Origin of the sequence: Microlunatus spumicola, from assembly GCF_039536445.1 — a bacterium.
Classification (GTDB): Bacteria; Actinomycetota; Actinomycetes; order Propionibacteriales; family Propionibacteriaceae; genus Microlunatus; species Microlunatus spumicola.
In genome coordinates, this window is record NZ_BAAAYR010000006.1 from 1 (window position 1) to 22,396 (window position 22,396).

Annotated in this window: 19 protein-coding genes; 17 read left to right on the forward strand and 2 right to left on the reverse strand. The window is 75.1% G+C overall.

The genetic code is table 11. From position 1 onward, the window contains the following. Window positions 1–822 precede the first annotated feature (822 nt). Both xylB and ABD665_RS19510 read right to left on the reverse strand, forming a co-directional pair. On the reverse strand, window positions 823–2,235 hold the full coding sequence (xylB, locus tag ABD665_RS19505; protein ID WP_204912907.1) for a xylulokinase: 1,413 nt from the start codon (window positions 2,233–2,235) through the stop codon (window positions 823–825). Beyond that, window positions 2,232–3,092, reverse strand: coding sequence for a DeoR family transcriptional regulator (locus ABD665_RS19510; RefSeq protein WP_204912906.1), 861 nt, complete (start codon window positions 3,090–3,092; stop codon window positions 2,232–2,234). Before ABD665_RS19510 ends, xylB begins: the two co-directional genes overlap by 4 nt. Before the next feature lie 283 nt (window positions 3,093–3,375). Between ABD665_RS19510 and ABD665_RS19515 the strand changes: the two genes are divergently transcribed. From ABD665_RS19515 to ABD665_RS19595, 17 genes are all read left to right on the forward strand, one after another. After that, window positions 3,376–4,119: a DeoR/GlpR family DNA-binding transcription regulator gene (locus ABD665_RS19515; protein ID WP_344742898.1), complete on the forward strand. Its 744-nt coding sequence runs from the start codon at window positions 3,376–3,378 to the stop codon at window positions 4,117–4,119. Between the two features lie 1,549 nt (window positions 4,120–5,668). After that, window positions 5,669–6,715, forward strand: a complete 1,047-nt coding sequence (locus tag ABD665_RS19520; protein ID WP_204912904.1) for a tetratricopeptide repeat protein — start codon at window positions 5,669–5,671, stop codon at window positions 6,713–6,715. Continuing rightward, window positions 6,716–7,726 carry an HAD-IIA family hydrolase gene (locus ABD665_RS19525; RefSeq protein ID WP_204912903.1) on the forward strand — a complete coding sequence of 337 codons (1,011 nt, stop codon included), beginning with the start codon at window positions 6,716–6,718 and terminating at the stop codon, window positions 7,724–7,726. Between the two features lie 9 nt (window positions 7,727–7,735). After that, a complete protein-coding gene (locus tag ABD665_RS19530; protein WP_204912902.1) occupies window positions 7,736–8,104 on the forward strand; it encodes a hypothetical protein in 369 nt (122 codons plus the stop codon). Further along, window positions 8,101–8,325: a hypothetical protein gene (locus tag ABD665_RS19535; RefSeq protein WP_204912901.1), complete on the forward strand. Its 225-nt coding sequence runs from the start codon at window positions 8,101–8,103 to the stop codon at window positions 8,323–8,325. Before ABD665_RS19530 ends, ABD665_RS19535 begins: the two co-directional genes overlap by 4 nt. Continuing rightward, entirely contained in the window at window positions 8,322–9,092 is a 771-nt protein-coding gene (locus tag ABD665_RS19540; RefSeq protein ID WP_204912900.1) for a TlyA family rRNA (cytidine-2'-O)-methyltransferase, read from the forward strand. The genes ABD665_RS19535 and ABD665_RS19540 overlap by 4 nt, the downstream gene beginning before the upstream one ends. 43 nt (window positions 9,093–9,135) lie before the next feature. Then, complete coding sequence (locus ABD665_RS19545; RefSeq protein WP_344742825.1) at window positions 9,136–10,158, forward strand: NAD kinase; 1,023 nt, start codon at window positions 9,136–9,138, stop codon at window positions 10,156–10,158. After that, window positions 10,155–11,867: a DNA repair protein RecN gene (recN, locus tag ABD665_RS19550; RefSeq protein ID WP_204912899.1), complete on the forward strand. Its 1,713-nt coding sequence runs from the start codon at window positions 10,155–10,157 to the stop codon at window positions 11,865–11,867. The genes ABD665_RS19545 and recN overlap by 4 nt, the downstream gene beginning before the upstream one ends. Window positions 11,868–11,956: 89 nt before the next feature. After that, window positions 11,957–13,138, forward strand: a complete 1,182-nt coding sequence (steA, locus tag ABD665_RS19555) for a putative cytokinetic ring protein SteA (protein WP_204912898.1) — start codon at window positions 11,957–11,959, stop codon at window positions 13,136–13,138. Continuing rightward, window positions 13,135–14,073, forward strand: a complete 939-nt coding sequence (locus ABD665_RS19560) for a copper transporter (protein ID WP_204912897.1) — start codon at window positions 13,135–13,137, stop codon at window positions 14,071–14,073. Before steA ends, ABD665_RS19560 begins: the two co-directional genes overlap by 4 nt. A 4-nt stretch (window positions 14,074–14,077) precedes the next feature. Then, window positions 14,078–14,947, forward strand: coding sequence for a hypothetical protein (locus ABD665_RS19565; RefSeq protein ID WP_204912896.1), 870 nt, complete (start codon window positions 14,078–14,080; stop codon window positions 14,945–14,947). Continuing rightward, a complete protein-coding gene (locus ABD665_RS19570) occupies window positions 14,944–16,542 on the forward strand; it encodes a lipid II flippase MurJ (protein WP_204912895.1) in 1,599 nt (532 codons plus the stop codon). The genes ABD665_RS19565 and ABD665_RS19570 overlap by 4 nt, the downstream gene beginning before the upstream one ends. After that, window positions 16,535–17,665: a glycosyltransferase family 4 protein gene (locus ABD665_RS19575; RefSeq protein ID WP_344742830.1), complete on the forward strand. Its 1,131-nt coding sequence runs from the start codon at window positions 16,535–16,537 to the stop codon at window positions 17,663–17,665. The genes ABD665_RS19570 and ABD665_RS19575 overlap by 8 nt, the downstream gene beginning before the upstream one ends. Window positions 17,666–17,751: 86 nt before the next feature. After that, window positions 17,752–19,485 (forward strand): CDP-glycerol glycerophosphotransferase family protein, encoded by a 1,734-nt coding sequence (locus ABD665_RS19580; protein ID WP_204912894.1) that lies wholly within the window; start codon window positions 17,752–17,754, stop codon window positions 19,483–19,485. 329 nt (window positions 19,486–19,814) lie between these two features. Then, a complete protein-coding gene (locus tag ABD665_RS19585; RefSeq protein ID WP_344742832.1) occupies window positions 19,815–20,117 on the forward strand; it encodes a helix-turn-helix domain-containing protein in 303 nt (100 codons plus the stop codon). Then, a complete protein-coding gene (locus ABD665_RS19590) occupies window positions 20,114–21,346 on the forward strand; it encodes a HipA domain-containing protein (protein WP_204912892.1) in 1,233 nt (410 codons plus the stop codon). Before ABD665_RS19585 ends, ABD665_RS19590 begins: the two co-directional genes overlap by 4 nt. Before the next feature lie 11 nt (window positions 21,347–21,357). Beyond that, window positions 21,358–22,290, forward strand: coding sequence for a phosphotransferase (locus ABD665_RS19595; protein WP_344742834.1), 933 nt, complete (start codon window positions 21,358–21,360; stop codon window positions 22,288–22,290). Window positions 22,291–22,396: the final 106 nt, after the last annotated feature.

The following is a 22,396-nucleotide window of genomic DNA, read 5'->3' on the forward strand; positions in this document are numbered from 1 at the left end:
CGCCGGACAACACACAACACCTCAGGGTCGACCATTCGTGGTCGACCCTGAGGTGTTTGTGCATCCAGACCCTTTTCCCGACCACTCCCTTCATGGCGAGCTGGTGAGAATCTGGCGAAGGTGTCGGTGCCTCGCTGGAATGGTCAACGGCCGGCGCCAGGCGGGAGATGGGGCGAGGTTTCTGACTCGTCTGCTCGCTTCGGTGCTGTTTGCACGGGTTCTCACCCGCGCAGACGGCACAAGGTCGAGCAGACAGCACGGAAGGCTCCCTGGCTAGCTCTAGCGCCGGCATGCAGGCGATCGCTGGCCGCGGTCCCTCGTTGATGCGTTCTTGTCGTCCACTGTGGACTGGCTCGTCGGCCAGCCGTGCGTCTGCTCGCGTTTGTGTCATCTGCGCGGGTTCAAACACGCGCAGACGACACAACATCGAGCAGACGACACTGACCCGCCCAGACTGGGATCCCGTAAGGGACGGGGTGGTCTCTCTCGCCGGTGCCTTTGTCGTTGCTGCGTTCTTGTCGTCCACTGAGAAACGGGCTGATCGGGCCGGCCGAGTAGCTGCTCGGCTTCGTGTCACCTGCACGGGAATGAACACGCGCAAACGTCACAGTGACCGAGCGGGCAGCATCCGTACGGACTCGAGACGCTGCAGGTGCGGTGTGGAGAGGAAAGGCAGGCGCGCTAGTAAGCCCTGACGAACGGTGGGGCCTCGGCTTTCTAGGGACCCACAGACGGCACGAGCGGTAGGTCGCGCCTTCTCCTGGTCGAAAAGGAGAGGCGTGGCCTACCGCTCGTGTGTCGTTCTGGCGGAGCCAAAAAGGGTCAGTGGCCGAAGGACGGCACGTCGAAGTGCTGGCCGAGGACCTCGGTGTACCGCTCCATCAGGGAGTCGGCAGCGGAGACGTCGGCGTCGGTGGCCTCGTAGCGGCCGGCGACGGGGACGGCCCAGTCGGGAAGGTTGCCGGTGAGGGCCCAGGCGGCCTGGCGGGCGGCACCCACGGCGACGCTCTCGAAGGCCTCGGTGACCACGACGGGGAGGCCGAACACGCTTGTGGCGATCCGGCGTACGGCCTCGGACTGCGAGGCGCCGCCGGTCAGCGTGATGGCCGAGATGGTGCCCGTCTGGTCCCGGAGGACGTCGACCCCGTACGCGAGGCTCCAGAGGACGCCCTCGATCGCCGCCCGGGCGAGGTTGGCGGGCTTCATGTTGGACAGCGTCATCCCGACCAGCTCGCCCTTGGCGTCGGGGAGGGACGGCGTGCGCTCGCCCTCGAGGAACGGCAGGAACACGAGGCCGCCGCTGCCGGGCTCCGCGGTCAGGGCCAGGCGGGCGAGCTCGTCGAGCGTGACGCCCAGGACGTCGGCGGTCGCGACGAGGTTGCGGGCTCCGTTGAGCGTGCAGACGAGCGGCAAGAAGGCGCCGGTGGCGTCCGCGAAGCCGGCGACCGTCCCCGTGGGCTCGTGCGTCGGCGTGGTGCTGCGGGTGAAGGCGGTTCCGCTGGTCCCCAGGGAGACGACGGCGGAGCCGGACTCGAGGCCCAGGCCGAGGCCGGCGGCCATGTTGTCGCCGGTGCCGGCCGCGATGGCGATGCCGTCCGGGGTGTGCCCGACGACCTCGGAGGGAGCGGCCACGCGGGGGAGGTCGATCAGGCGCCCGAAGGCCAGCCGTACGAGGTCGTCGTTGTACGTGTTCGTCGCGGGGTCGAAGTAGCAGGTGCCCGACGCGTCACCGCGGTCGGTGACGGGGGCGAACGACCGGCCGCCCAGCTCCCACGTCAGGTAGTCGTGGGGGAGGATCACCGACGCGACGCGCTTCGCGACCTCGGGCTCCGAGCGGGCGAGCCAGCGCAGCTTGGTGATCGTCATCGACGCGAGCGGCACCGTCCCGGTCGCGTCCGCGAAGGCCTGCGGTCCGCCGAGCTCGGCGACGAGGTCCTGGGCGTCACGGGCGGAGCGGGTGTCGTTCCACAGCAGGGCGTCCCGGACGAGGGCGCCGTCCTCGTCCAGCGTGACCATCCCGTGCTGCTGGCCACCGACGGCGATCGCCTCGACCCCGTCGAGGAGGCCGGGCTGGTCCGCCGCCTTGCGGTAGGCGTCCCACCACGCCGCGGCCGAGACCTCCGTGCCGTCCGGGTGCGGGGCGCGGCTGGAGCGCACGACCTCGCCCGTCTCGGCGTCGCAGACCACGATCTTGACCGACTGCGTGGACGAGTCCACCCCTGCGACCAGCGTCAACTTCTTCGTCCTCTCACGGTGCCCGCCATCGAGCGATGGTCGGTGCAAGTCACGTCTCTCTCGGTGAATTCCTGCACGACCGCGAGCGGCGGGTCTCCGCCGACCACGATCTGGTCGATCTCGTCGAGCCCGGCGAAGGTCACGAACGACGGCCGGCCCAGCGCAGCGGCCTCGACGAGGGCGAGGACGCGCGAGCCGGCGGCCACCTCGGCCTGCGACACGGCGGCCGCGGCCGGGGTCGGCTGGCTGAGCCCGTGCTCCACGCTGATGCCGGTCGGGCAGACGACGCTGACGTCGGTGTGCACGCGGCGCAGCTCGGTGAGGGCCCAGTCGCCCTCCTGGGCCCGCGTACGGGGGCTGACGGTCCCGCCGATGTTGTAGACGGAGAGCCGGGACACCCGCGACAGCACGAGGCCGACGTCGAGCGAGTTCGTGACGACGGTCAGGTCGTCGTCCGGCGGGGCCAGGACGATCACGTGCGCGAGCTCGAGGCTCAAGCGGCCCGTGCCCAGCAGCAGCGTCCCGCTGTGGGGCAGCTCGGCCCACAGGCCCTCGAGTAGCCCGCGGTCCTCCGAGACGACCGCACCGCTGCCGGGCGGCACCACGAGGCCGGGCACCGCGGACCCGAGCCCCTCGGGCTCGACCTCGACGGCCCCGCCGTGGACGCGGACGAGCTTGGCCTGGGACTCCAGCAGCTTGAGGTCGCGGCGCACCGTCTCCTGCGCGACACCGAGGCGTCCGGCGGCGTCGCTGACGTCGATCCGGCCTTCCGCGTCCAGCCAGGCGAGCAGCCGCTCGAAGCGCTGGCCGGGCGTCAGCACGGGGGCCGTGCCGTCGCCCGCTCGTCGCGTGGTCAAGACGGGCGCCTCCTCGAGCCTCGTCACGGTGCGCGGGCCGGGTCCAGAGGGCCGTCGCGCGAGCACGAGCGTACGCCCGCGCGGTCGTCGGCTGCCCGATGCGTCCCGCCCGCGTGCCCGGTTCGTTTGACCGGACGCCCGATCGACGACGGGAAGCGGGAGCGGTCGGCGGACGCCAGGTCCGCCGGGAGCGTCGCGGACCTGCGAGGATGACGCCGCGCGCAGGGCGGACGACGAGGAGGCGACGGCGCTGACCAGGTACCCACCGGAACGGCAGCGGGCCATCACCGACTTCCTGCTCGGGCAGGACGACCGGCGCGCCACCGTGACCCAGATCAGCGAGCACCTCGAGGTCACCACCGAGACCGTGCGCCGCGACCTCGACACGCTCGAACGCCGCGGGCTGCTGCGGCGGATCCGTGGCGGGGCGCAGCTGCTCGACGCCGTGCCCTTCGAGGTCGCCCTCGCGGCACGCCACGCGGAGCAGCTCGAGGACAAGCGGCGGATCGCGGCCCGGCTGATCGAGGAGCTGCCGGACGACGGCGTCCTCGTGCTGGACTCCGGGTCGCTGACCCTCTTCACCGCGCAGGCCGTCCCGCGGCATGCCGTGCTCACGGTCGTCACCAACAACCTGCCTGCCGCCCGGCACCTCGCCGACTACCCGAACGTCCGGGTGATCACCCTTCCCGGGATGGTCCGCGGGCTCACCAGCGCCGCCGTGGACGCCTGGACGAGCCGGCGCCTGCAGTCCCTCACCGTCGACATCGCCGTCGTCGGGGTCAACGGCATGACGGCGGCCCAGGGCCTGACCACGACGAACCCCGAGGAGGCGTCGGCCAAGCGCGCGATGCTGCTGAGCGCGCGAAGGCGGGTCGTGCCGGTGATCTCCGGGAAGCTCGGGCGGAACTCGTTCTGCTCGTTCGCGGCGCTCTCCGAGCTCGACCTCATCGTCACCGACGCCTCGGCGCCGGACCCGATCATCGCCGAGCTGGTCGCCGCCGGCCCCGAGGTGGTCGTCGTCGGCTGAACCTTCCCACCGTGCCTCGCGCACGGGCCGCGCGGCTGCGGTCGCCCGGGCGCGCGCGATCGGGGAGGATGGTGCGGTGGAACAGGCGAGACGTCCGGACGATCAGGGACGAGGCGACGGGCGCAGCAGCGGTCGCGGGGACGGCCGTGGTGGGGGACGCAGCGGCGGCCCCGGCGACGACCGGCGCGGTGGCGGGAGCCGTCCGCCCCGTGGTGACGGGCCGCCCCGCAGCAGCCGGCCGGACGACCGCGGCGGGTCGCGCGCTTCCGGCGGCGACGACCGACCGCGTCGCGACGACTCCCGTGGTTCCGACTCCCGTGGTTCGGGTCCGCGCAGCTACGACTCGCGCGGGGGCTCGGACTCCCGCGGCGGTTCCGGTGGGCGTAGCTACGACTCGCGCGGGGGCTCGGACTCCCGCGGCGGTTCCGGTGGGCGCAGCTACGACTCGCGCGGTGGCTCGGACTCCCGGGGATCTGACTCCCGTGGTGGTTCGGGTGGGCGCAGCTATGACTCGCGCGGGGGTTCTGACTCGCGTGGTGGTTCGGGTGGGCGCAGCTACGACTCCCGCGGTGGGTCTGACTCGCGGGGTCCGGACTCGCGTGGTTCGGGTCCGCGCAGCTATGACTCCCGCGGTGGTTCTGAGTCCCGCGGTGGTTCCGGTTCGCGGAGCTACGACTCCCGCGGTGGGTCTGACTCGCGGGGTTCGGACTCGCGTGGTTCGGGTCCGCGCAGCTACGACTCGCGTGGTGGTTCTGACTCCCGCGGCGGTTCGGGTGGGCGCAGCTATGACTCGCGCGGTGGCTCTGACTCGCGCGGCGGTTCGGGTGGGCGTAGCTATGACTCGCGTGGTGGCTCTGACTCGCGCGGCGGTTCGGGTGGGCGTAGCTACGACTCGCGTGGTGGCTCTGACTCGCGCGGCGGCTCCGGTGGGCGTAGCTACGACTCGCGTGGTGGCTCGGATTCGCGCGGCGGTTCGGGCCCGCGGAGCTACGACTCACGCGGTGGGTCTGACTCGCGGGGTTCGGACTCGCGTGGTTCGGGTCCGCGCAGCTATGACTCGCGTGGTGGTTCCGACTCGCGTGGCGGCTCTGGTCCGCGGAGCTACGACTCGCGCGGTGGGTCTGACTCGCGGGGTTCGGACTCGCGTGGCTCGGCTCCGCGCAGCTACGACTCCCGCGGTGGGTCCGACTCCCGCGGCGGCTCGGGTGGGCGCAGCTACGACTCGCGTGGTGGGTCCGACTCCCGCGGCGGTTCCGGTGGGCGCAGCTACGACTCCCGCGGTGGTTCCGACTCCCGTGGTTCGGGTCCTCGTAGCTACGACTCCCGTGGTGGCTCGGATTCCCGCAGCGGCTCCGGTCCGCGGAGCTACGACTCGCGCGGGGGTTCGGACTCCCGTGGTCCTGCTCCGCGCGGCTACGACTCGCGCGGCGGGCGGCACGAGACGCGGGGTGGTGTCGGCCGCGGCGAACCGCCGCGCCCCGGCCTCGCGGCCCGTCCCGACGAACCCCGCGTCCCCGAGGGTGTCGACCTGTCGTCGTTGCACCGGGCGGTGCGCGCGGAGCTCCGCAGCCTGCCCAAGGAGCTGGAGCAGATCGTCGCCGGCCACCTCGTGGCCGCCGGGAACCTGATCGACACCGACCCCGAGCTCGCGTACGCCCACGCCGAGGCGGCGCGTCGACGCGCGGCCCGGCTGCCGGTGGTGCGGGAGGCGGCGGCGGAGACGGCGTACGCGGCGGGGGAGTGGGCCGCGGCGCTGTCGGAGTTCCGCGCCCTGCGCCGGATGACGGGGTCCTCGGACTACCTGCCGGTGATGGCCGACTGCGAACGCGCCCTCGGCCGTCCGCAGGACGCGCTCAAGCTGGCGCGCGAGTCCGCCGACCTCGACCTCGAGCCGGCGCTGCGGACGGAGATGACGATCGTCGCGGCGGGTGCCCGTGCCGACCTCGGCCAGGAGGCCGAGGCCGTGCGGATGCTCCGGGAGGCCGTCACCTCGCCGCCGCCGCGTCGGACGGGCCCGGCGCTGACCCGCGGCGCGGCCGCGCAGGCCGTGGAGCAGGAGCACCAGGCCGCCGCGCGGCTGCGGTACGCCTACGCGGACGCCCTGCTGGCCACCGGTCAGACGGACGAGGCGCGCCGGATGTTCTCCGAGGCGGCCAAGCGCGACCCGGAGCAGCTGACCGACGCGCTGCAGCGGCTCGAGGAGATGGACGGCCTCACCCTCGACCTCGGTGACCTGGACGACTTCGAGCTGGTCTCGGCGGAGTCCGACGACTCCGACGACGAGGAGGACGACGTCCAGGAGGAGGACGACGAGACCGACGAGAACGCCTCCGACTCCGACGACGACGCCGCCGACCGGATCGACGACGAGGTCCACGACGAGGTCCACGAGGAGGACGACTCCGAGGAGGACGACTCCGCCGACGAGGACTTTGACCAGACCGAGACCGAGACCGAGACCGAGGACGACGAGGACGACGAGGGCGACGAGTCCGACGAGGGCGACGACGAGGACGACGAGTCCGACGACGACCAGGACGACGACGACCAGGACGACGACGAGGCGTCCACGTCGGACGAGCCGGGGCGCGGCTAGGTGGCGGCGCTCGTCGACGCCTACGACGGCGTCCTGTTCGACCTGGACGGGGTCGTCTACCTCGGCCCGGTCGCGGTGCCCGGCGCGCCGCCGGCCATCGCGGGCCTGCGGGAGCGGGGTGTGCCGGTCGGGTTCGTGACGAACAACGCCGCCCGTACGCCGGAGGCCGTGGCCGCGCACCTGACCGAGCTCGGGATCCCGGCCGCGAAGGCGGACGTGGTCACGTCGGCCCAGGCCGGTGCCCAGCTCCTCGCCCGTGACCTGGCGCCCGGGACCAAGGTGCTGGTCGTGGGCGGCGAGGGCGTCCGGCAGGCGCTGACCGAGGCCGGGCTGACGGGGGTGGACTCGGCCGAGGACGGGCCCGTCGCCGTCCTGCAGGGCTACGGGATCGAGCTCACCTGGCAGCACCTCATCGAGGCGTCCGTGGCCATCCACCACGGCGCGCGGTGGGTCGCGACGAACGACGACCCCACCCGCCCGACCGACCGCGGCCTGGTGCCGGGCAACGGTGCCGCCGTCGCCGCGGTGCGGATGGCGGTGCCGGTCGACCCGGAGATCGCGGGCAAGCCCTACCGCCCCCTGCTCGACGAGACGGTGGCGCGACTGGGGGCGGAACACCCGATCTTCGTCGGCGACCGCCTCGACACCGACATCGCCGGGGCCGTCAACGCCGGTCTCGGCAGCATGCTCGTGCTGACGGGCTCGCACGGCGCGGCCGACCTGCTGACGGCCGGGGCGGGGTCCCGTCCGACGCACCTCGGCTACGACGTGGGGGCGCTGCTCCTCCCGGCGCTGGACGTGGACCTCACCGCGGACACGGCCCGGTGCGGACCGGCGACGGCCCGCGTGGTCGACGGGGCCCTGGTGCTCGACGGCGGGGTGCCGGGCACCACCGACGCGCTCGTCGCGGCCGTCTGGGCCGCGGCGCACCTGGCGTGGCGGGCGCAGGACGCCGGTCGTCCCCTCGACCTGACGCGCGCGCTGCCGGCTCTGTCCACGCCCGCGGCCTAGGATCGCCAGATGCCTGCCTACCGGTCCGTGCTCGCCGGGTTCGCCCAGCTGGCCGAGGAGGTCGGCCAGGCCGGCCGCGCCAACCGCGAGATCTTCGAACAGCTCGTGGCCGCCGAGGTCGGCCGGGTGGCCGCCCGCCTGGGCGTCGTGCCCGCGGCCGAGCTGAGCGACGCCCGCGAGCGGCTCGAGACGGCCGAGGACGAGCTGGAGGTCCTCCGCATCGAGCTCGACGACCTGCAGCTGCGCGTCGCGACCCTGGAGGCCGCGTCGCCGCAGTCCGCGCTCGTCGACGACGAGCCGGGCGACCTCGACGCTCCCGTGGTCGACGAACCCGACCTGCCCGGCGACGAGACCGGTGCCGCGGGGGTCCGCCCGTGAGCGAGCCGACCGTCGACCGCGCCCCGGAGACGGGGGACCCGCGGGTGGACGCGGCCCTGCGCGGGGTGGACGACCTCGCCGCCGCGCCCGTCGACGAGCACGCGGAACGTCTCTCCACGGCGCACAACGCCCTGCAGGAGGTGCTCCGGACGCCCGCCGAGGCTGCTGCGGCGCCCCGGCCGCCCGCCGGCCCCCGTCCTCCCACGGGGCCCCGGCCGTGACGGTCCGGCTTGACCGCGCCCTGGTCGACCGCGGCCTCGCCCGGTCACGCGGCCAGGCGCAGGAGCTGATCAAGGCCGGCCGGGTGACCCTGGACGGCCGGACCACGCTCAAGGCGTCCGACCTCGTCGAGGAGACCGCCCTGATCGAGGCGCGCACCGACCCGTACGTCTCCCGCGGCGCCCACAAGCTGGCCGGCGCCCTGGACGACCTGGGTCTCGTCCCCAGGGGTCGCGCGCTGGACGCGGGTTCGTCGACCGGCGGCTTCACCCAGGTCCTGCTCGAGCGGGGCGTGACGCAGGTGTACGCGGTCGACGTCGGCACCGACCAGCTGGCCGACCTGCTGCGCGACGACCCACGCGTGGACGTCCAGGAGCAGACCAGCGCCCGCGACCTGACGCCTGCGAACCTCGACGACCGCCCGGTCGACCTCGTCGTGGCCGACCTGTCCTTCATCTCGCTGACCAAGTTCCTCGAGACCTTCGACCAGGTCACCGCGCCCGACGGGACCTGGCTGCTCATGGTCAAGCCGCAGTTCGAGGTCGGCAAGGCCGCGCTCGACAAGGGCGGCGTCGTCCGGGACCCCGCCCTGCACCGCCAGGCGGTCGACGGGGTGGCCGCGGCCGCCGCGGCCCTCGGCTGGCACGTGCAGGCCGTGGTCGCGAGCCGGCTGCCCGGGCCGGCCGGCAACCAGGAGTTCTTCGTCCACCTGACGCGTCAGCCGTCGCCCGACGCGGCGCCGACCACGGGGACGACCGCGGGCCCGTGAGTCGACCCGGCCACGGCGAGGACGCCCTCCCTATGCTGACGCGGTGACGACCGCACCCCAATCCCAGCGACGCGTGGCCGTCCTCACCCACATGGGGCGACCGACCGCGATCGCCGCCGCGACGCGGCTGATCGAGGGTCTGCTCGAGGCCGGCATCACCAGCGCGCTGCCCGCGGGCGACGCGGACTGCCTGCCCCCGAAGCTGGCCGAGGCCGTCGTGACGCTGGCGCCGCCGGACGAGACCACCTCGGACATCGAGCTGATGGTCGTGCTCGGTGGCGACGGCTCGATCCTGCGGGCCACCGAGTGGGTGCTCTTCGCCGACGTCCCGCTGCTCGGGGTCAACCTGGGCCACGTCGGCTTCCTCGCCGAGGCGGAGTCCTCGGAGATCGACAGCATCGTCACGCGCATCGTGCAGCGGTCCTACACGGTCGAGGAACGCTCCACCATCGAGGTCGTGCTGCGCGAGTGCGCCAGCGGCGAGGTGGCCTGGTCCTCGTACGCGGTCAACGAGGTCTCCATCGAGAAGGCGTCGCGCGAGCGCGTGCTGGAGGTCCTCGTCGAGGTCGACGGCCGTCCGCTGTCGCGCTGGGCCTGCGACGGGGTGCTGCTGTCCACGCCCACGGGCTCCACCGCGTACGCCTTCTCCGCCGGCGGTCCCGTGATCTGGCCGAACGTCGACGCGATGATGGTCGTGCCGCTGAGCGCGCACGCGCTGTTCGCGCGGCCGCTGGTGCTCGGCCCGAGCTCCCGCGTCGTGCTCCAGCTCATCGACCGCTCCCAGACCGACGGCGTCGTGTGGTGCGACGGCCGCCGTTCCGCGGACCTGCGCTCCGGCCTGCAGGTCGAGGTCCAGCAGGGCCGGCACAAGCTGCTGCTGGCCCGGCTCTCCGAGGCGCCGTTCACCGACCGGCTCGTGAACAAGTTCGGCCTGCGGGTCGAGGGCTGGCGCGGCGAGGCCGAGGACCGGGTCCAGCACGAGGACCGCGCGGTCTCGCTCGGTTCCGGCGAGAACCCGGACGACGACGACCGGCCCGAGGACGGCTGCGGCCGGGCGCGCACGTGATCGAGGAGCTGCGGATCCGCGACCTCGGGGTCATCAACGACGCGGTCCTGGCGCCGCACCCCGGGCTGACCTGCGTGACCGGTGAGACCGGCGCGGGCAAGACGATGATCGTGACCGGCGTGGGGCTGCTGCTCGGTGACCGCGCCGAGGCACGGTCGGTGCGGTCCGGCACGGAGCGCGCCGTCGTCGAAGGTCGGCTCACCGTCCCCGCCGGCCCGCAGACCGAGCACCTCGCCGCCCGGGTGCGCGACGCCGGCGGCGACCTGGACGACGACGAGCTGGTCGTCGCCCGCCACATCACCGCCGCCGGACGCTCCCGCGCCTTCCTCGGCGGCGCCCAGGTCCCCGTCTCCGTCTGCGCTGAGGTGACGACCGAGCTCGTGGCGATCCACGGCCAGTCCGAGCAGGTCCGCCTCTCCGGCGCCGGGCGGCAGCGCGAGCTGCTCGACGCGTACGCCGGTCCCGCGCTGGCCGCGGAGCTGGAGGCCTACCGGCAGCGCTGGTCGGAGCACCGCGCCGCCCGCGCCGAGCTGGAGGCGCTCGTCGCCGCGAGCGCGGAGCGGGCCCGCGAGGTCGAGCTGCTGCGGTTCGGGCTCGAGCAGATCGAGCAGGTCGCGCCCCAGGCCGGCGAGGACGTGGCCCTGGCGGCCGAGTCGACCCGCCTGCAGCACGCCGACGACCTGCGGCTGTCCGTCGGCGGCGCCCTGGCCGGCCTGTCCGGCGACCCCGACGACCCGGCCGGTGGCGGCGGGGCGATGGCCTCGTTGGCCGACGCCCGCCGCAGCCTGGACCACGCCTCGGCCGACCCCGTGCTGGAGGCGCTCGCGGTCCGGGTGGCCGAGGCCTCCTACCTCGTCGCGGACGTCGCCTCCGACCTCGCCCGCTACGTCGACGACCTCGTCGCCGACCCCCGCCGCCTGGAGTGGGTGTCCGAGCGGCGCGCGCAGCTGTCCGGCCTGACCCGGTCGTACGGGCCGACCGTGGACGACGCGCTGGCCTGGTCGGCCGGGGCCGTCGTCCGGCTGACCGAGCTCGAGGGCGGCGACGAGCGGATCGGCGAGCTCACGACCGCCGTCGCGGACCAGGAGCAGGACCTGCACGCCCGGGCGGCCCGGCTCACCGCGCTGCGCAGCGGGGCGGCCGAGGGCTTCGCCGCCGCCGTCGCCGCCGAGCTCACCGCGCTCGCCATGCCGCACGCCCGGCTCACCTTCGCCCTCACGCCGACCGGGCTCGGGCCGTACGGGGCCGACGCTGTGGACCTGCTCTTCGCCGCCAACCCGGGCACCGAGCCTCGCAGCCTCGGCAAGGTCGCCTCCGGCGGCGAGCTGTCGCGCGTCCGGCTCGCGCTGGAGGTCGTGCTCGCGGCGGACCGGCCGGGCGGCACGCTCGTCTTCGACGAGGTCGACGCCGGCGTCGGCGGCCGCGTGGCCGTCGAGATCGGCCGCCGGCTGGCCGAGCTGGCCCGTCACAGCCAGGTCGTGGTCGTCACCCACCTCGCGCAGGTCGCGGCCTTCGCCGACCGGCACTACGTCGTGGTCAAGGCCGACGACGGCCAGGTCACGACGAGCGGCGTGGTGCTGCTCCGCGAGGAGCAGCGCACCGAGGAGCTGGCCCGGATGATGGCCGGGCTGGACACGACCGACTCCGCGCTCGCGCACGCCGGCGAGCTCGTGGAGCTGGCGGCGTCGGCCCGCTCCGGCGGACGCTGACCCCCCTCGGCGGCCGGGCGCGCCTCGCGCACCCGGCGCCCGCGCGATCGGGCCCGGGGCGCGTCACCCGTGGGAGGATGGCGCCCGCCATGAAACTCCCCGCCCTCCTGCGTCGCCGCGCCGAACCGGCGGAGGTCGGTGGTGTCGCGCGGCTGGACCGGCGGACCAAGAACCTCACCAAGCGGCTGCACCCCGGCGAGGTCGCGATCATCCACCACTCCGACCTCGACCGCGTTAGCGCGGAGGCTCTCGTGGCCTCGGGCGCGGGCGTCGTGGTGAACGCGGTGCGCTCGGTGTCGGGCCGCTACCCCAACCTCGGGCCGAGCATCCTGCTCGAGGCGGGCATCCCGCTGATCGACGACGTCGGCGAGGACGTCTTCACCCTCGTCACCGAGGGTGACCGGCTCGTCGTCGACGGCGACCGGCTGCTCGACACCGAGGGTGCGGTCGTGGTGAGCGGGACGCTCGTGACGACCGACGTGCTCGAGGAGCAGCTGGAGCAGGCGCGGGCCGGCCTGTCCGATCAGATCGACGCCTTCACGCTCAACACGATGACCTACCTCCGCGAGGAGAAGGAGCTGCTGCTCGAGGGCGTCGGCGTCCCCGAGATCCGGACCAAGATCGACGGCCGGCACGTCCTGATCGTCGTGCGCGGCTACAACTACCGCGGCGACCTGGACGTGCTGCGGCCCTACATCTCGGAGTACAAGCCGCTGCTCATCGGCGTCGACGGCGGCGCGGACGCGCTGCTGGAGGCCGGCTACAAGCCGAACATGATCATCGGCGACATGGACTCGTGCTCCGACGCCGCGCTGCAGTCGGGTGCCGAGCTCGTCGTGCACGCCTACCGCGACGGACGTGCGCCCGGCGTCGAGCGGGTCGAGTCCCTCGGCCTGAGCGCCGTCGTCTTCCCGGTGCTCGGCACCAGCGAGGACGCCGCCATGCTGCTCGCGGACTCGTACGGGGCTCGCCTCCTCGTCGCCGTGGGAACCCATTACTCGCTCGTGGAGTTCCTGGACAAGGGACGCGAAGGCATGGCGTCGACGTTCCTGACCCGCCTGCGGGTCGGGTCGAAGCTCGTCGACGCCAAGGGCGTGTCCCGGATCTACCGCAGCCAGGTCAAGGGCTGGCACCTCGCGCTGCTCGTGCTCTCGGGCGTCGTCGCGCTGGTCACCGCGCTCGCGATGACCGACGTCGGCGGGGCGGTCGGGGACCTGCTGCTCGCCCGGCTGCGCGACCTCGCGTACTGGATCAAGGAACTGCTGACGTGATCAACTTCCGCTACCACATCGTGTCGCTGATGGCGGTGTTCCTCGCGCTCGCCGTCGGCATCGCGGTCGGGGTCACGCTCAGCCCGTCGGTCGACGAGGGCATCCTGGCGCAGGCCCAGCAGGACCGGAAGCAGGTCACCGACCTGCGCAACGAGCTCACCCGGCGCAACAGCCTGGACGCCTACCGCAGCACCTACGAGCAGCGGACGGGCCAGCTCGTGCTGGCCGGCGAGATGCCCGACGCCCGCGTGTCCCTGGTGGTCATGCCCGACGCGCCGGCGGCCGTCGTGACGGCGATCGGCGACGCGGTCGCGCAGTCCGGCGGCCGGGTCGTGAGCCAGGTCAAGGTGAGCGAGGAGGTCTTCGACCCCGACCAGGCGGCGACCGTGAACACCGCGCTCGCCGACCTCGGCCCGCTGGGGTTGACCGAGGACATGACCCCGGCGACGAAGGTCGGGTGGTGCCTGTCCCGGACGCTCGGCTCGAAGTCCACGTCGGCGCGGGACGACTACGCGCGCACGGTCGGCCGGACGCTCTCCGACGCCGGGCTGGTCGACGTCCGCAGCGACATCGAGGACGCCGCGCAGCTCGTCATCGTCGTGACCGCGCCGACCGTCGTGCCCGCGCCGGCGACCGACGTGACCACCGCGCACGTGCAGCTCGAGGCCGGGATCCGCGAGCAGGGCGGCACCGCGGACCGCGTCGCGGTCGTGGTCGCCGGTCCCAACAGCGACGGCCTGGACGGCACCGACGTGGGCGCGATCCGTACGACATCGGCGGCGTCGTCCGAGCTCAGCACCGTCGACGTGGCCGACCTGCCGAGCGGCGTCGTCACGACGGTCCTGGCGGGCAAGGAGCAGATGCTCGGCCGGCAGGGCCACTACGGCGCGCTCGCCCGGGCCGACGACGCGCTGCCCGCCGTCCCGGTGCGCTGAGACCGTGACGTCCGCGTCCGTCCGCGGTCTCGCGGCCACTACGACCGCGGGTGGGACGGCGCTGCTCGCCGGGACCGCGCTGACCCGCGCGACCGAGGCCCCGTGGGCCCGCCGCTGGCTCCGCACCAACCATGCGGGCGCGCCCGTCACCCTGCTCGAGGGACCGGCGGCGACCGGCGCGCTGCTCGTCGGCTGCCTGGTGGAAGGCCTGCTCGGCGCACCGCGCGCGCGGGTGCTGGCGGTCGCCGTGGCCGGGCTCGGGTCGGGGGTCGTGGGCGCGTACGACGACCTGCGCGGCAGCGCGCAGGCCCGGGGGTTCCGGGGGCACCTCGCCGCGCTGCGTCGGGGGACCGTCACCAGCGGCACGGTCAAGATCGTCGGCGTCGGGCTGAGCGGCCTCGTCGCCGCGGTCCTGCTCGAGCGGGACCGCCGGGGGACCGGGCGGCCGCTCACCGCTGCGCTGGTCGACGTCGGCGTGGACACCGCGCTCGTGGCCGGAACGGCCAACCTCGTGAACCTGCTCGACCTCCGTCCCGGGCGGGCGGCCAAGGTCGTCGTGCTGCTCGCCGGCGGCCTCGCCGGAGCGGGCGGCGGCCCGGCCCTCGGGGCGGCGGCCGGGAGCCTGCCCACCGACCTCGCGGCCCGCTCGATGCTCGGGGACTGCGGGGCGAACGCGCTCGGGGCCGCCGCTGCCGCCGCCGCGGCGGGTGCCCTGGGGCGTCCCGCCCGGCTCGCCGCCCTGGCGCTCGTGGTCGCCCTCAACGCGGCCAGCGAGCGCGTCAGCTTCACCGCCGTCATCGCCCGGACGCCCGCGCTCGCGTGGTTGGACGGCCTCGGGCGTACGCCGCCGGCTACGGGAGCGGGACCGGGGTGAGGGGGCGGGGCTCGGTGCTGCTCGGCGTCGGCGGGCTGACCCTCGCGGCCCGGGTGGTGGGCTTCGGGCGTTCGCTGGTCTTCTCCAAGACCGTCGGCGACACCTGCCTCGGCGACGTCTACAACGCGGCCAACGCGCTGCCCAACGTGCTCTTCGAGGTCGCCGCCGGCGGCGTGCTCGCCGGCGTCGTCGTGCCCGTCGTCGCCCGGCACCTGGGCGCCGGGCGGCGGGCCGAGGCCGACCGCACCGCGTCCGCGCTGCTCTCCTGGACCCTCCTCGTGCTCACCGTGGTCGCCGTCGCGGCGCTGCTCGGCGCCGGGCTCTACGCCCGCGCGTACGCGAAGGCGGACTGCGCCGGCAGCACGGGCGTGCTCACGGCGCTCGTGGTGATGTTCGTGCCGCAGGTCTGGTTCTACGGGGTCGCCGTGGTCAGCGCGGGCGTCCTGCAGGCCCACGGCCGGTTCCTCGCCGCCGCGACGGCGCCGCTGCTGTCCAGCGTCGTGGTCGTCGCCGCCTACCTCGTTTACGCCGCGGTCGCCGCGCCCGGCGCCGCCTCCGACCTCGGGCTCCTGGACCGGTCGGCGCTGCTGGCCCTGGGCCTGGGCACCACGGCCGGCGTGGTCGCGCTGGCCCTGTGCACGGCCGTCCCGCTCGGCCGCCTCGGCTCCCGGGTGCGCCCCGGCCTGCGCTTCGCGACCGGCGACGCCCGCGTGGTCGCGGCCATCGGGGCCGCCGGCCTGGCCGGTCTGGTGCTGCAGCAGGTGAGCGTCCTCGTGGTGAACCTCGCCGCCCAGCGCAGCCCCGACCCCGGCGCGCTGACCCGCTTCACCTGGGCGAACGCGCTCTACCTCCTCCCGTACGCGGTCCTGGCCGCCCCCGTCCTCCAGCTCGCGTTCCCGCGGCTCGCCGCGGCGGCCGAGCGCGGCGGTTCCGAGGTGGCGGGCGTCCTCGGGCGGACCGCGCCGCCGCTGGTCGTCCTGTCCTGGCTCGGGGCGGCCCTGCTGGCCGCGACGGCCGTGCCCGTCGCCCGGGTGTTCGTGCTCGGCCCGGGGTCGGGCCGCACGGAGGCGCTCGCCGGGCCGGTCGTCGCCCTCGCCCCGGCGGTCCTGGCCTTCGCGCTGATGGGCCTGGCCACGCGAACCCTGCTGGCGCAGCACCGCGCGCTCGCCGCCGGCACGACCACGGCCCTGGCCTGGGGAACCGTGACGCTCGGCGCGCTGGTCGCCGCCGCGGTCGTGCCGGCGCCCGCGCTGGTCGTCGCCCTCGCCGGCAGCGTCTCGCTCGGGCTGGCCGTCGGCGCGGTCGTCGGGTGGGTGGCGCTGGTCCGCCCGACCGGTGCGCGGCCCGGGGTCGTCCCCGCGCTGCTCGCCAGCGCCGCCGCTGCCGTCCCCGCGGTCGTCGCCGGGGGAGCGCTGGCCCGGCTCGCCTCCCGGGCCGGGCTGCTGGCCGCGGCGGGGCTGGCGGTCGCCGCGGCCCTGGTGACCACCGCCGTGTTCGTCGGGGTCCTCGCGCTCGTCCGGCGCCCGCTGCTGCGGGCGACGCTGGCGCTGCGGCACCCCGAGCCCCACGACCGGACGGAGCCCGCCCGTGCCTGACCCCGACGCCGAGCTCCGCCCCGGACCGCCGCCGGGCTTCGAGCCCGACCCCTCGCGGCCTGCGGGCCGCACTCGCGTGGCCATGGTGCTCACCGCGAGCACCGGCGGCATCGGCCGGCACGTGGCCAGCGTCGCCCCCCGGCTGGCGGCGCGCGGGTTCGACGTCACGGTGTACGCCTCGCCGGTCACCCTGGCCGCGCACGACGTCGGGGTGCCGGCGGTCCCGCTCGACGCGGTCGCCCTCGCCCGCGGGGTCGCCGCGGCCGACGTGGTGCACGCCCACGGCTACAAGGCCGCCGCCCTCGCCCTCCCGTACGCGCGGGTGCGGCGGGTGCCCCTCGTGGTCACCTGGCACAACGCCGTCCTCGACTCCGGCGGCGGCGCGCGGGCCGGGCGGATCCTGCAGCGCGTCGTGGCCCGCGGCGCCGACGTCGTGCTGGCGGCGAGCAGCGACCTGCTCGCGCAGGCGGTCGCGCTCGGCGCACGGGAGGCGCGGCTGGCCCCCGTCGCCGCGCCCGCCCTCGCCCTGCCGGTCCTGGCGCGCGACGCCCGGCGGGCCACGCTCGGGCTCGCCCCCGACGACGTCCTCGTGGTCACGGTGACCCGGCTGGCGCCGCAGAAGAACCTCGACCTCCTCCTCGACGTCGCCGCCCGCACCCGCGACCGGGCCGACCTGGCGTACGCGCTGGTCGGGTCCGGGCCGCTGCACGACGCCCTCGCCCGCCGGGTCGTGGACGAGGGTCTGAGGGTGACGCTGGTCGGGGCCAGCGACGACGTCGCGTCCTGGTTCCGGGCGTCGGACCTGGCCCTGCTGCCGTCGCGGTGGGAGGCCCGCGCGCTCGTCGCGCAGGAGGCGATGCTCGCCGGCGTCCCGCTCGTCGCGACCCGGGTCGGCGGGATCCCCGAGCTCGTGGGGGAGGCCGCCGTGCTGGTCGACCCGGACGACGCCGGGGCCGCTGCCGACGCCGTACGACGCCTGGCCGACGACGCGACGGCGCGCCGCGCGCTCGCCGACGCGGGCCTGCGGCAGGCCGCCACCTGGCCGGGGGAGGACGACGTGGCCGACGAGCTCGGCCTCGTCTACCGGCACGTCCTCACGGGCCGGGGCCGCTCCGCTTCCTAGGATGGGTCGTTCCGGCCGACCTCGTCCGAGTCCCGTCGGAACCGCAGCACCACCGTCCGAGCCCCCAGCCGAAGCAGCGAGCACCCATGACCGAGACCACTCCGGAGACGACCGAGACCCCTCCGGAGCCGGGCGCGCCGCAGGCCGCCTTCGCCATCGAGGGCGCCACCGCGCCCACCCCGGCCCGGATCGCGTGGGGCCTCGGCGTCGGTGACCTGGTGCTCGGCGGGGTCGGGCTGGTGACCCTGCTCGTCGCCGCCCTCGGCGCCCCGGACCTCGTCGTGCTCGTGCTCGGCCTGGTGCTCGCCGTGCTGCTCGCCCTCGCCGTCCGGGCCCAGGTCGCCCAGCCCGTGGCCGGGCTCGCGGGCGTCGGGCGGCTGCTCGTGCTGGCGGCGGCCCTCGTCGTCGTCCTGCCGCAGGGCCCGGTGCACTGGCTGCCGCTGGTGCTGCTGTCCGCGGCGGTCGTGATCGAGGTGGGCTACGCGCGCGTCGTCCGGGTCGCCGTGCCCTTCAGCAGCCACCTGCCGGGGATCGACGTCCGGCCGTCGGCCCGGCTGCAGCCGCGCTGGCTGGGCTACGCCGGTCCCGTGGCGGCCGCGCTCGTGCTGGTGTCCGCGCTGACGCCGGTGCCGGCCTGGCTGTCGTGGGTGTTCGCGCTCGCCGCGCTCGTGCTGGCCCTGGCGGGCCTGGCCGACGCCGCCCTGTGGGTCCTGCAGCGGCGCCGCGCGGAGCGCCGCCTGACCAAGACGCTCACCGCGTACGGGCCGCGCTTCGCCCTGCACTGGGACGCGCAGCCGGGCACCGGCTACCAGATCGGGCGCTGGATCCCCTACCTCGACCGGCTCGGGGTGCCGTACGTCGTCGTCGTGCGCAACCCGAACAGCTTTGCCGAGGCCGAGCGGATGACCGACCAGCCCGTCCTCGTCCGGCGCGGTGCGCGCGAGATGGACCCGGTCATGGTGAGCACGCTGCGCTGCGTGTTCTACGTGAACAACGCCCTGCGCAACGTCCACGTCGTCCGCTACGCCGGGCTGCGGCACGTCCAGCTGAACCACGGCGACAGCGACAAGGCCACGAGCTACAACCCGGTGTTCCGGATGTTCGACCGCAACTTCGTCGCCGGCCAGGCCGCGATCGACCGGTTCAGCGCCCACGGGATCTCCACCGCGCCCGACTTCTTCGAGATCGTCGGCCGCCCGCAGGTCGAGGACGTGGCCGTCGCCGTGCCGGGCACGCCGGTGCGTCGCGTGCTCTACGCCCCGACCTGGGCCGGCATGCACGCCGACTCGGCCTACAGCTCGCTCCCGATCGGGCCGGAGATCGTGCAGGGCCTGGTCGCGCGCGGGTGCACGGTGATCTACCGCCCGCACCCCTACACGGGCCGCAACCCCGAGCTCGTCGCCGCCTCGCAGCGGATCCTGGCGCTGCTCGCCGAGGACCGCGCGAAGACCGGCACCGAGCACGTGTTCGGTGCCCAGGCCGAGCAGGTGTGGAGCATCGTCGACTGCTTCAACGCCGCCGACGCCCTGGTCTCCGACGTCTCCAGCGTCGTGCCGGACTTCCTCTACTCCGAGAAGCCCTTCGCCGTCGCGGCGATGGGCGGCAGCGTCGAGGAGTTCTTCGCCGAGATGCCGGTCGCCCGCGGCGGTTACGTCCTCTCGGGCGACGCCGGCAACCTGGACGCGGTCCTCGACGACCTGCTCGGCGCCGACCCGCAGCACGCGGAACGGCGCCGGCTCAAGACCTACTACCTGGGCGACTTCCCGGCCGAGACGTACGCCGACGCGTTCCTCGAGGCCGGGCGCCGGGAGATCGCCTGAGGCCTCGCTCCGCGCGTCTTCGGGCGGCGCGGGGCGAGGGTTCGGCGAGGTCGATGCGCAGACCGCGGCACACCCTGGCCAGATCGGCACACCCAGGCCACATCGGCACACCCAGCGTGCGTCGGCACACCCTGCAGGGTGTGCCTCCGTCAGCAGGGTGTGCCTTGGTCAGGACGGTGTGCCGACGTCAGCAGGGGGTGCCGACGTGGGCAGGGTGTGCCGACGGTGCCGGATCGCGCGGGACGGGTACCGCGGACGTGCCACAATGGTCAACGAGACTGCTCATTAGCGTTGTTAACGAGCAGCCCACTGACCGTGAGGAGCAGACCGTGACGCGTCGGGAGTCGCCGGTCCGGGTTCGACGCGGTGCCGAGGAGATCGGGCGGCACCTCGTCACGTGGCGCAAGCTGCAGAACCTGACGGCCGAGCAGGTGGCCGAGCGCGCCGACGTGACGCGTACGACGCTGCGGCGCCTCGAGCACGGCGAGCCCGGGGTCGGGCTCGACGTCTTCCTGCGCGTCGCGCGGGCGCTGGGTCAGCTCGACCGCGTGGTGGACGTCCTCGACCCCTACGACACCGACCTCGGCCGCGCGCGGGCCGAGGAGGTGCTGCCCGAGCGGGTGCGCCGGTGAGCCCGGCGCCGTCCACCCGGCTCCGGGTCGGCGTCGACGGCGCGAGCGGCACGGTGCCCGTGGCCACCGCCCACGTCAGCGAACGTCGCGGCGTCGTCTCCACGACCCTGACCTACGACCCCGCCTGGACCGCCGCGCCCGCCGCGTACGCGCTGAGCCCGGACCTCCCGCTGCTCGCGACGCGGCACCAGGTCACCGGCGGGCTGCCCGGCGCGTTCGCGGACAGCGCCCCGGACCGCTGGGGCCGCAACCTCATCGCCAAGCGGCTCCGCACCCAGGCACCACCCGGGCAGCAGGCGGCGACCACGGTCCGCGAGGTCGACTACCTGCTCGGGGTCGCCGACGAGACCCGGCAGGGCGCGCTGCGCTTCGCCCTCGACGACGCCGGGCCCTGGCTGGGGACGGGGTCGGACGTGCCGCGCCTGGTCGCGCTGCCCCGGCTCCTGCGCGCGGCCGACGCGGTGGCCGACGACGCCGCCGACGACCTGGCCGCGGTGAAGGAGCTGCTGGTCGCGGGCTCGGGCTCCCTCGGCGGGGCCCGGCCCAAGGCGTCGGTCCGCGACGGCGACGAGCTGCTGATCGCCAAGTTCCCGCACCGAAGCGACGCGTGGGACGTGATGGCGTGGGAGAAGACCGCGCTCGACCTGGCGGACCGCTGCGGGATCGAGGTCCCGCGGAGCCGGCTCGTCCGCGTCGGTCAGCGGCACGTGCTGCTGCTCGACCGGTTCGACCGCCGGGGGACCACGCGGGTCGGCTACATCAGCGCCATGACGCTCCTGCGGTCCTCCGACGGGGTCGCGGCCGACTACCTCGAGGTCGCGGAGGCGCTCGCGGAGCACGGCGGCGCGGTGGTGGCCGACCTCGCCCGGCTGTGGCGGCGCATCGCCTTCATGCTGGTCGTCAACAACGTCGACGACCACCTGCGGAACCACGGCTTCCTGCGCTCGGCGTCCGGGTGGACGCTGTCGCCCGCCTTCGACCTCAACCCGGACCCCGACCCGGGTGCCGCCCGCATCACCACGATCGGGTTCGTGGACGACGCCGAGGGTGCCCTCGAGCAGCTGGTGGCGAACGCGGGCGCCTTCCGGCTGACCCGCGACCGGGCGGCGGCCGTGCTCGCGGAGGTCCTCGCCGGCACGGCGGCGTGGCGCGAGGTCGCCCGCGGCAACGGCGTGGTCGAGGGCGAGCTCCGCCGGTTCGCGCCCGCCCTCGACCGGTTCCCGCGGTAGGCGACGCACCGGTGGCCGTGCACGAGGACCAGCTCCGTCTCGACGCGGAGACCGTACGGGCCCTGCTGGCCGACCAGCTGCCGGAGCTCGCCGGGCTGCCCGTCCGGATGCTCCCGCCGGCCGGGACGGTCAACGCGGTCGTGCGGCTGGGGGACCGGCTCGCGGCCCGGTTCCCGCTGCGGCCCGAACCGCCGGACGAGGTGCGTCGCGTCCTCGAGCGGGAGGCGGAGGCGGCCGGGTCGCTGGTGGGCCGCCTGCGGGTCCCGGTGCCGGAGGTCGTCGCGATCGGCCGGCCCGGACGCGGCTACCCGCTGCCGTGGACGGTGCAGACCTGGCTGCCGGAGACGGACGGCTCGGTCGTCGACCCGGGTGCCTCGTACGCCTTCGCGCGCGACCTGGCCGCGCTGGTCGCCGACCTGCGGGCGGTCCCGACCTGCGGGCGCACGTTCGCGGCGGAACGGCGGACGGGCCGTGGCGGCACGGTCGCCGACCACGACGCGTGGGTGCGGACCTGCCTGGGGCGCAGCACCGGCCTGCTCGACGTGCCCGCGCTGGCGGCGCTGTGGGAGCGGCTCCGGGTGCTTCCGCGGGGCCCCGAGCCCGACGTGACCACGCACGGCGACCTGATCCCCGGCAACGTCCTCGTCGCCGGTCCCGGCCCGGACGCACGGCTCGTCGGGCTGCTCGACGTGGGCGGGACCGGCCCGGCGGACCCGGCGCTCGACCTGGTCGGCGCCTGGCACCTGCTCGAGGACGGGCCGCGCGCGGTGTTCCGGGAGACGCTCGGGGTCGACGACGCCACGTGGGCGCGCGGGGTCGCCTGGGCGTACGAGCAGGCGGTCGGCCTGGTCTGGTACTACCGGACGTCGCTCCCGGCCTTCAGCGCCCTCGGGCGCCGCACGCTCGACCGGATCCTGCGCGCCGAGGCCGCCACGAACCGCTGACGCCGGCCCCTGGAACCGCCCCTCCTTCTGTCGCCGCCCAGCGTTTTCCGGGCAGGAGGAGCGTCCCGCGTCGACGCGGGGGAGCGAGGAGCACCGCAGAGCTGGC

Excerpts from the sequence above, each read along its gene's own strand:
- ABD665_RS19580 (WP_204912894.1), top strand. The coding sequence starts at position 17,752 with ATGACCGAGACCACTCCGGAGACGACCGAGACCCCTCCGGAGCCGGGC.
- steA (WP_204912898.1), top strand. The coding sequence starts at position 11,957 with ATGAAACTCCCCGCCCTCCTGCGTCGCCGCGCCGAACCGGCGGAGGTC.
- ABD665_RS19530 (WP_204912902.1), top strand. The coding sequence starts at position 7,736 with ATGCCTGCCTACCGGTCCGTGCTCGCCGGGTTCGCCCAGCTGGCCGAG.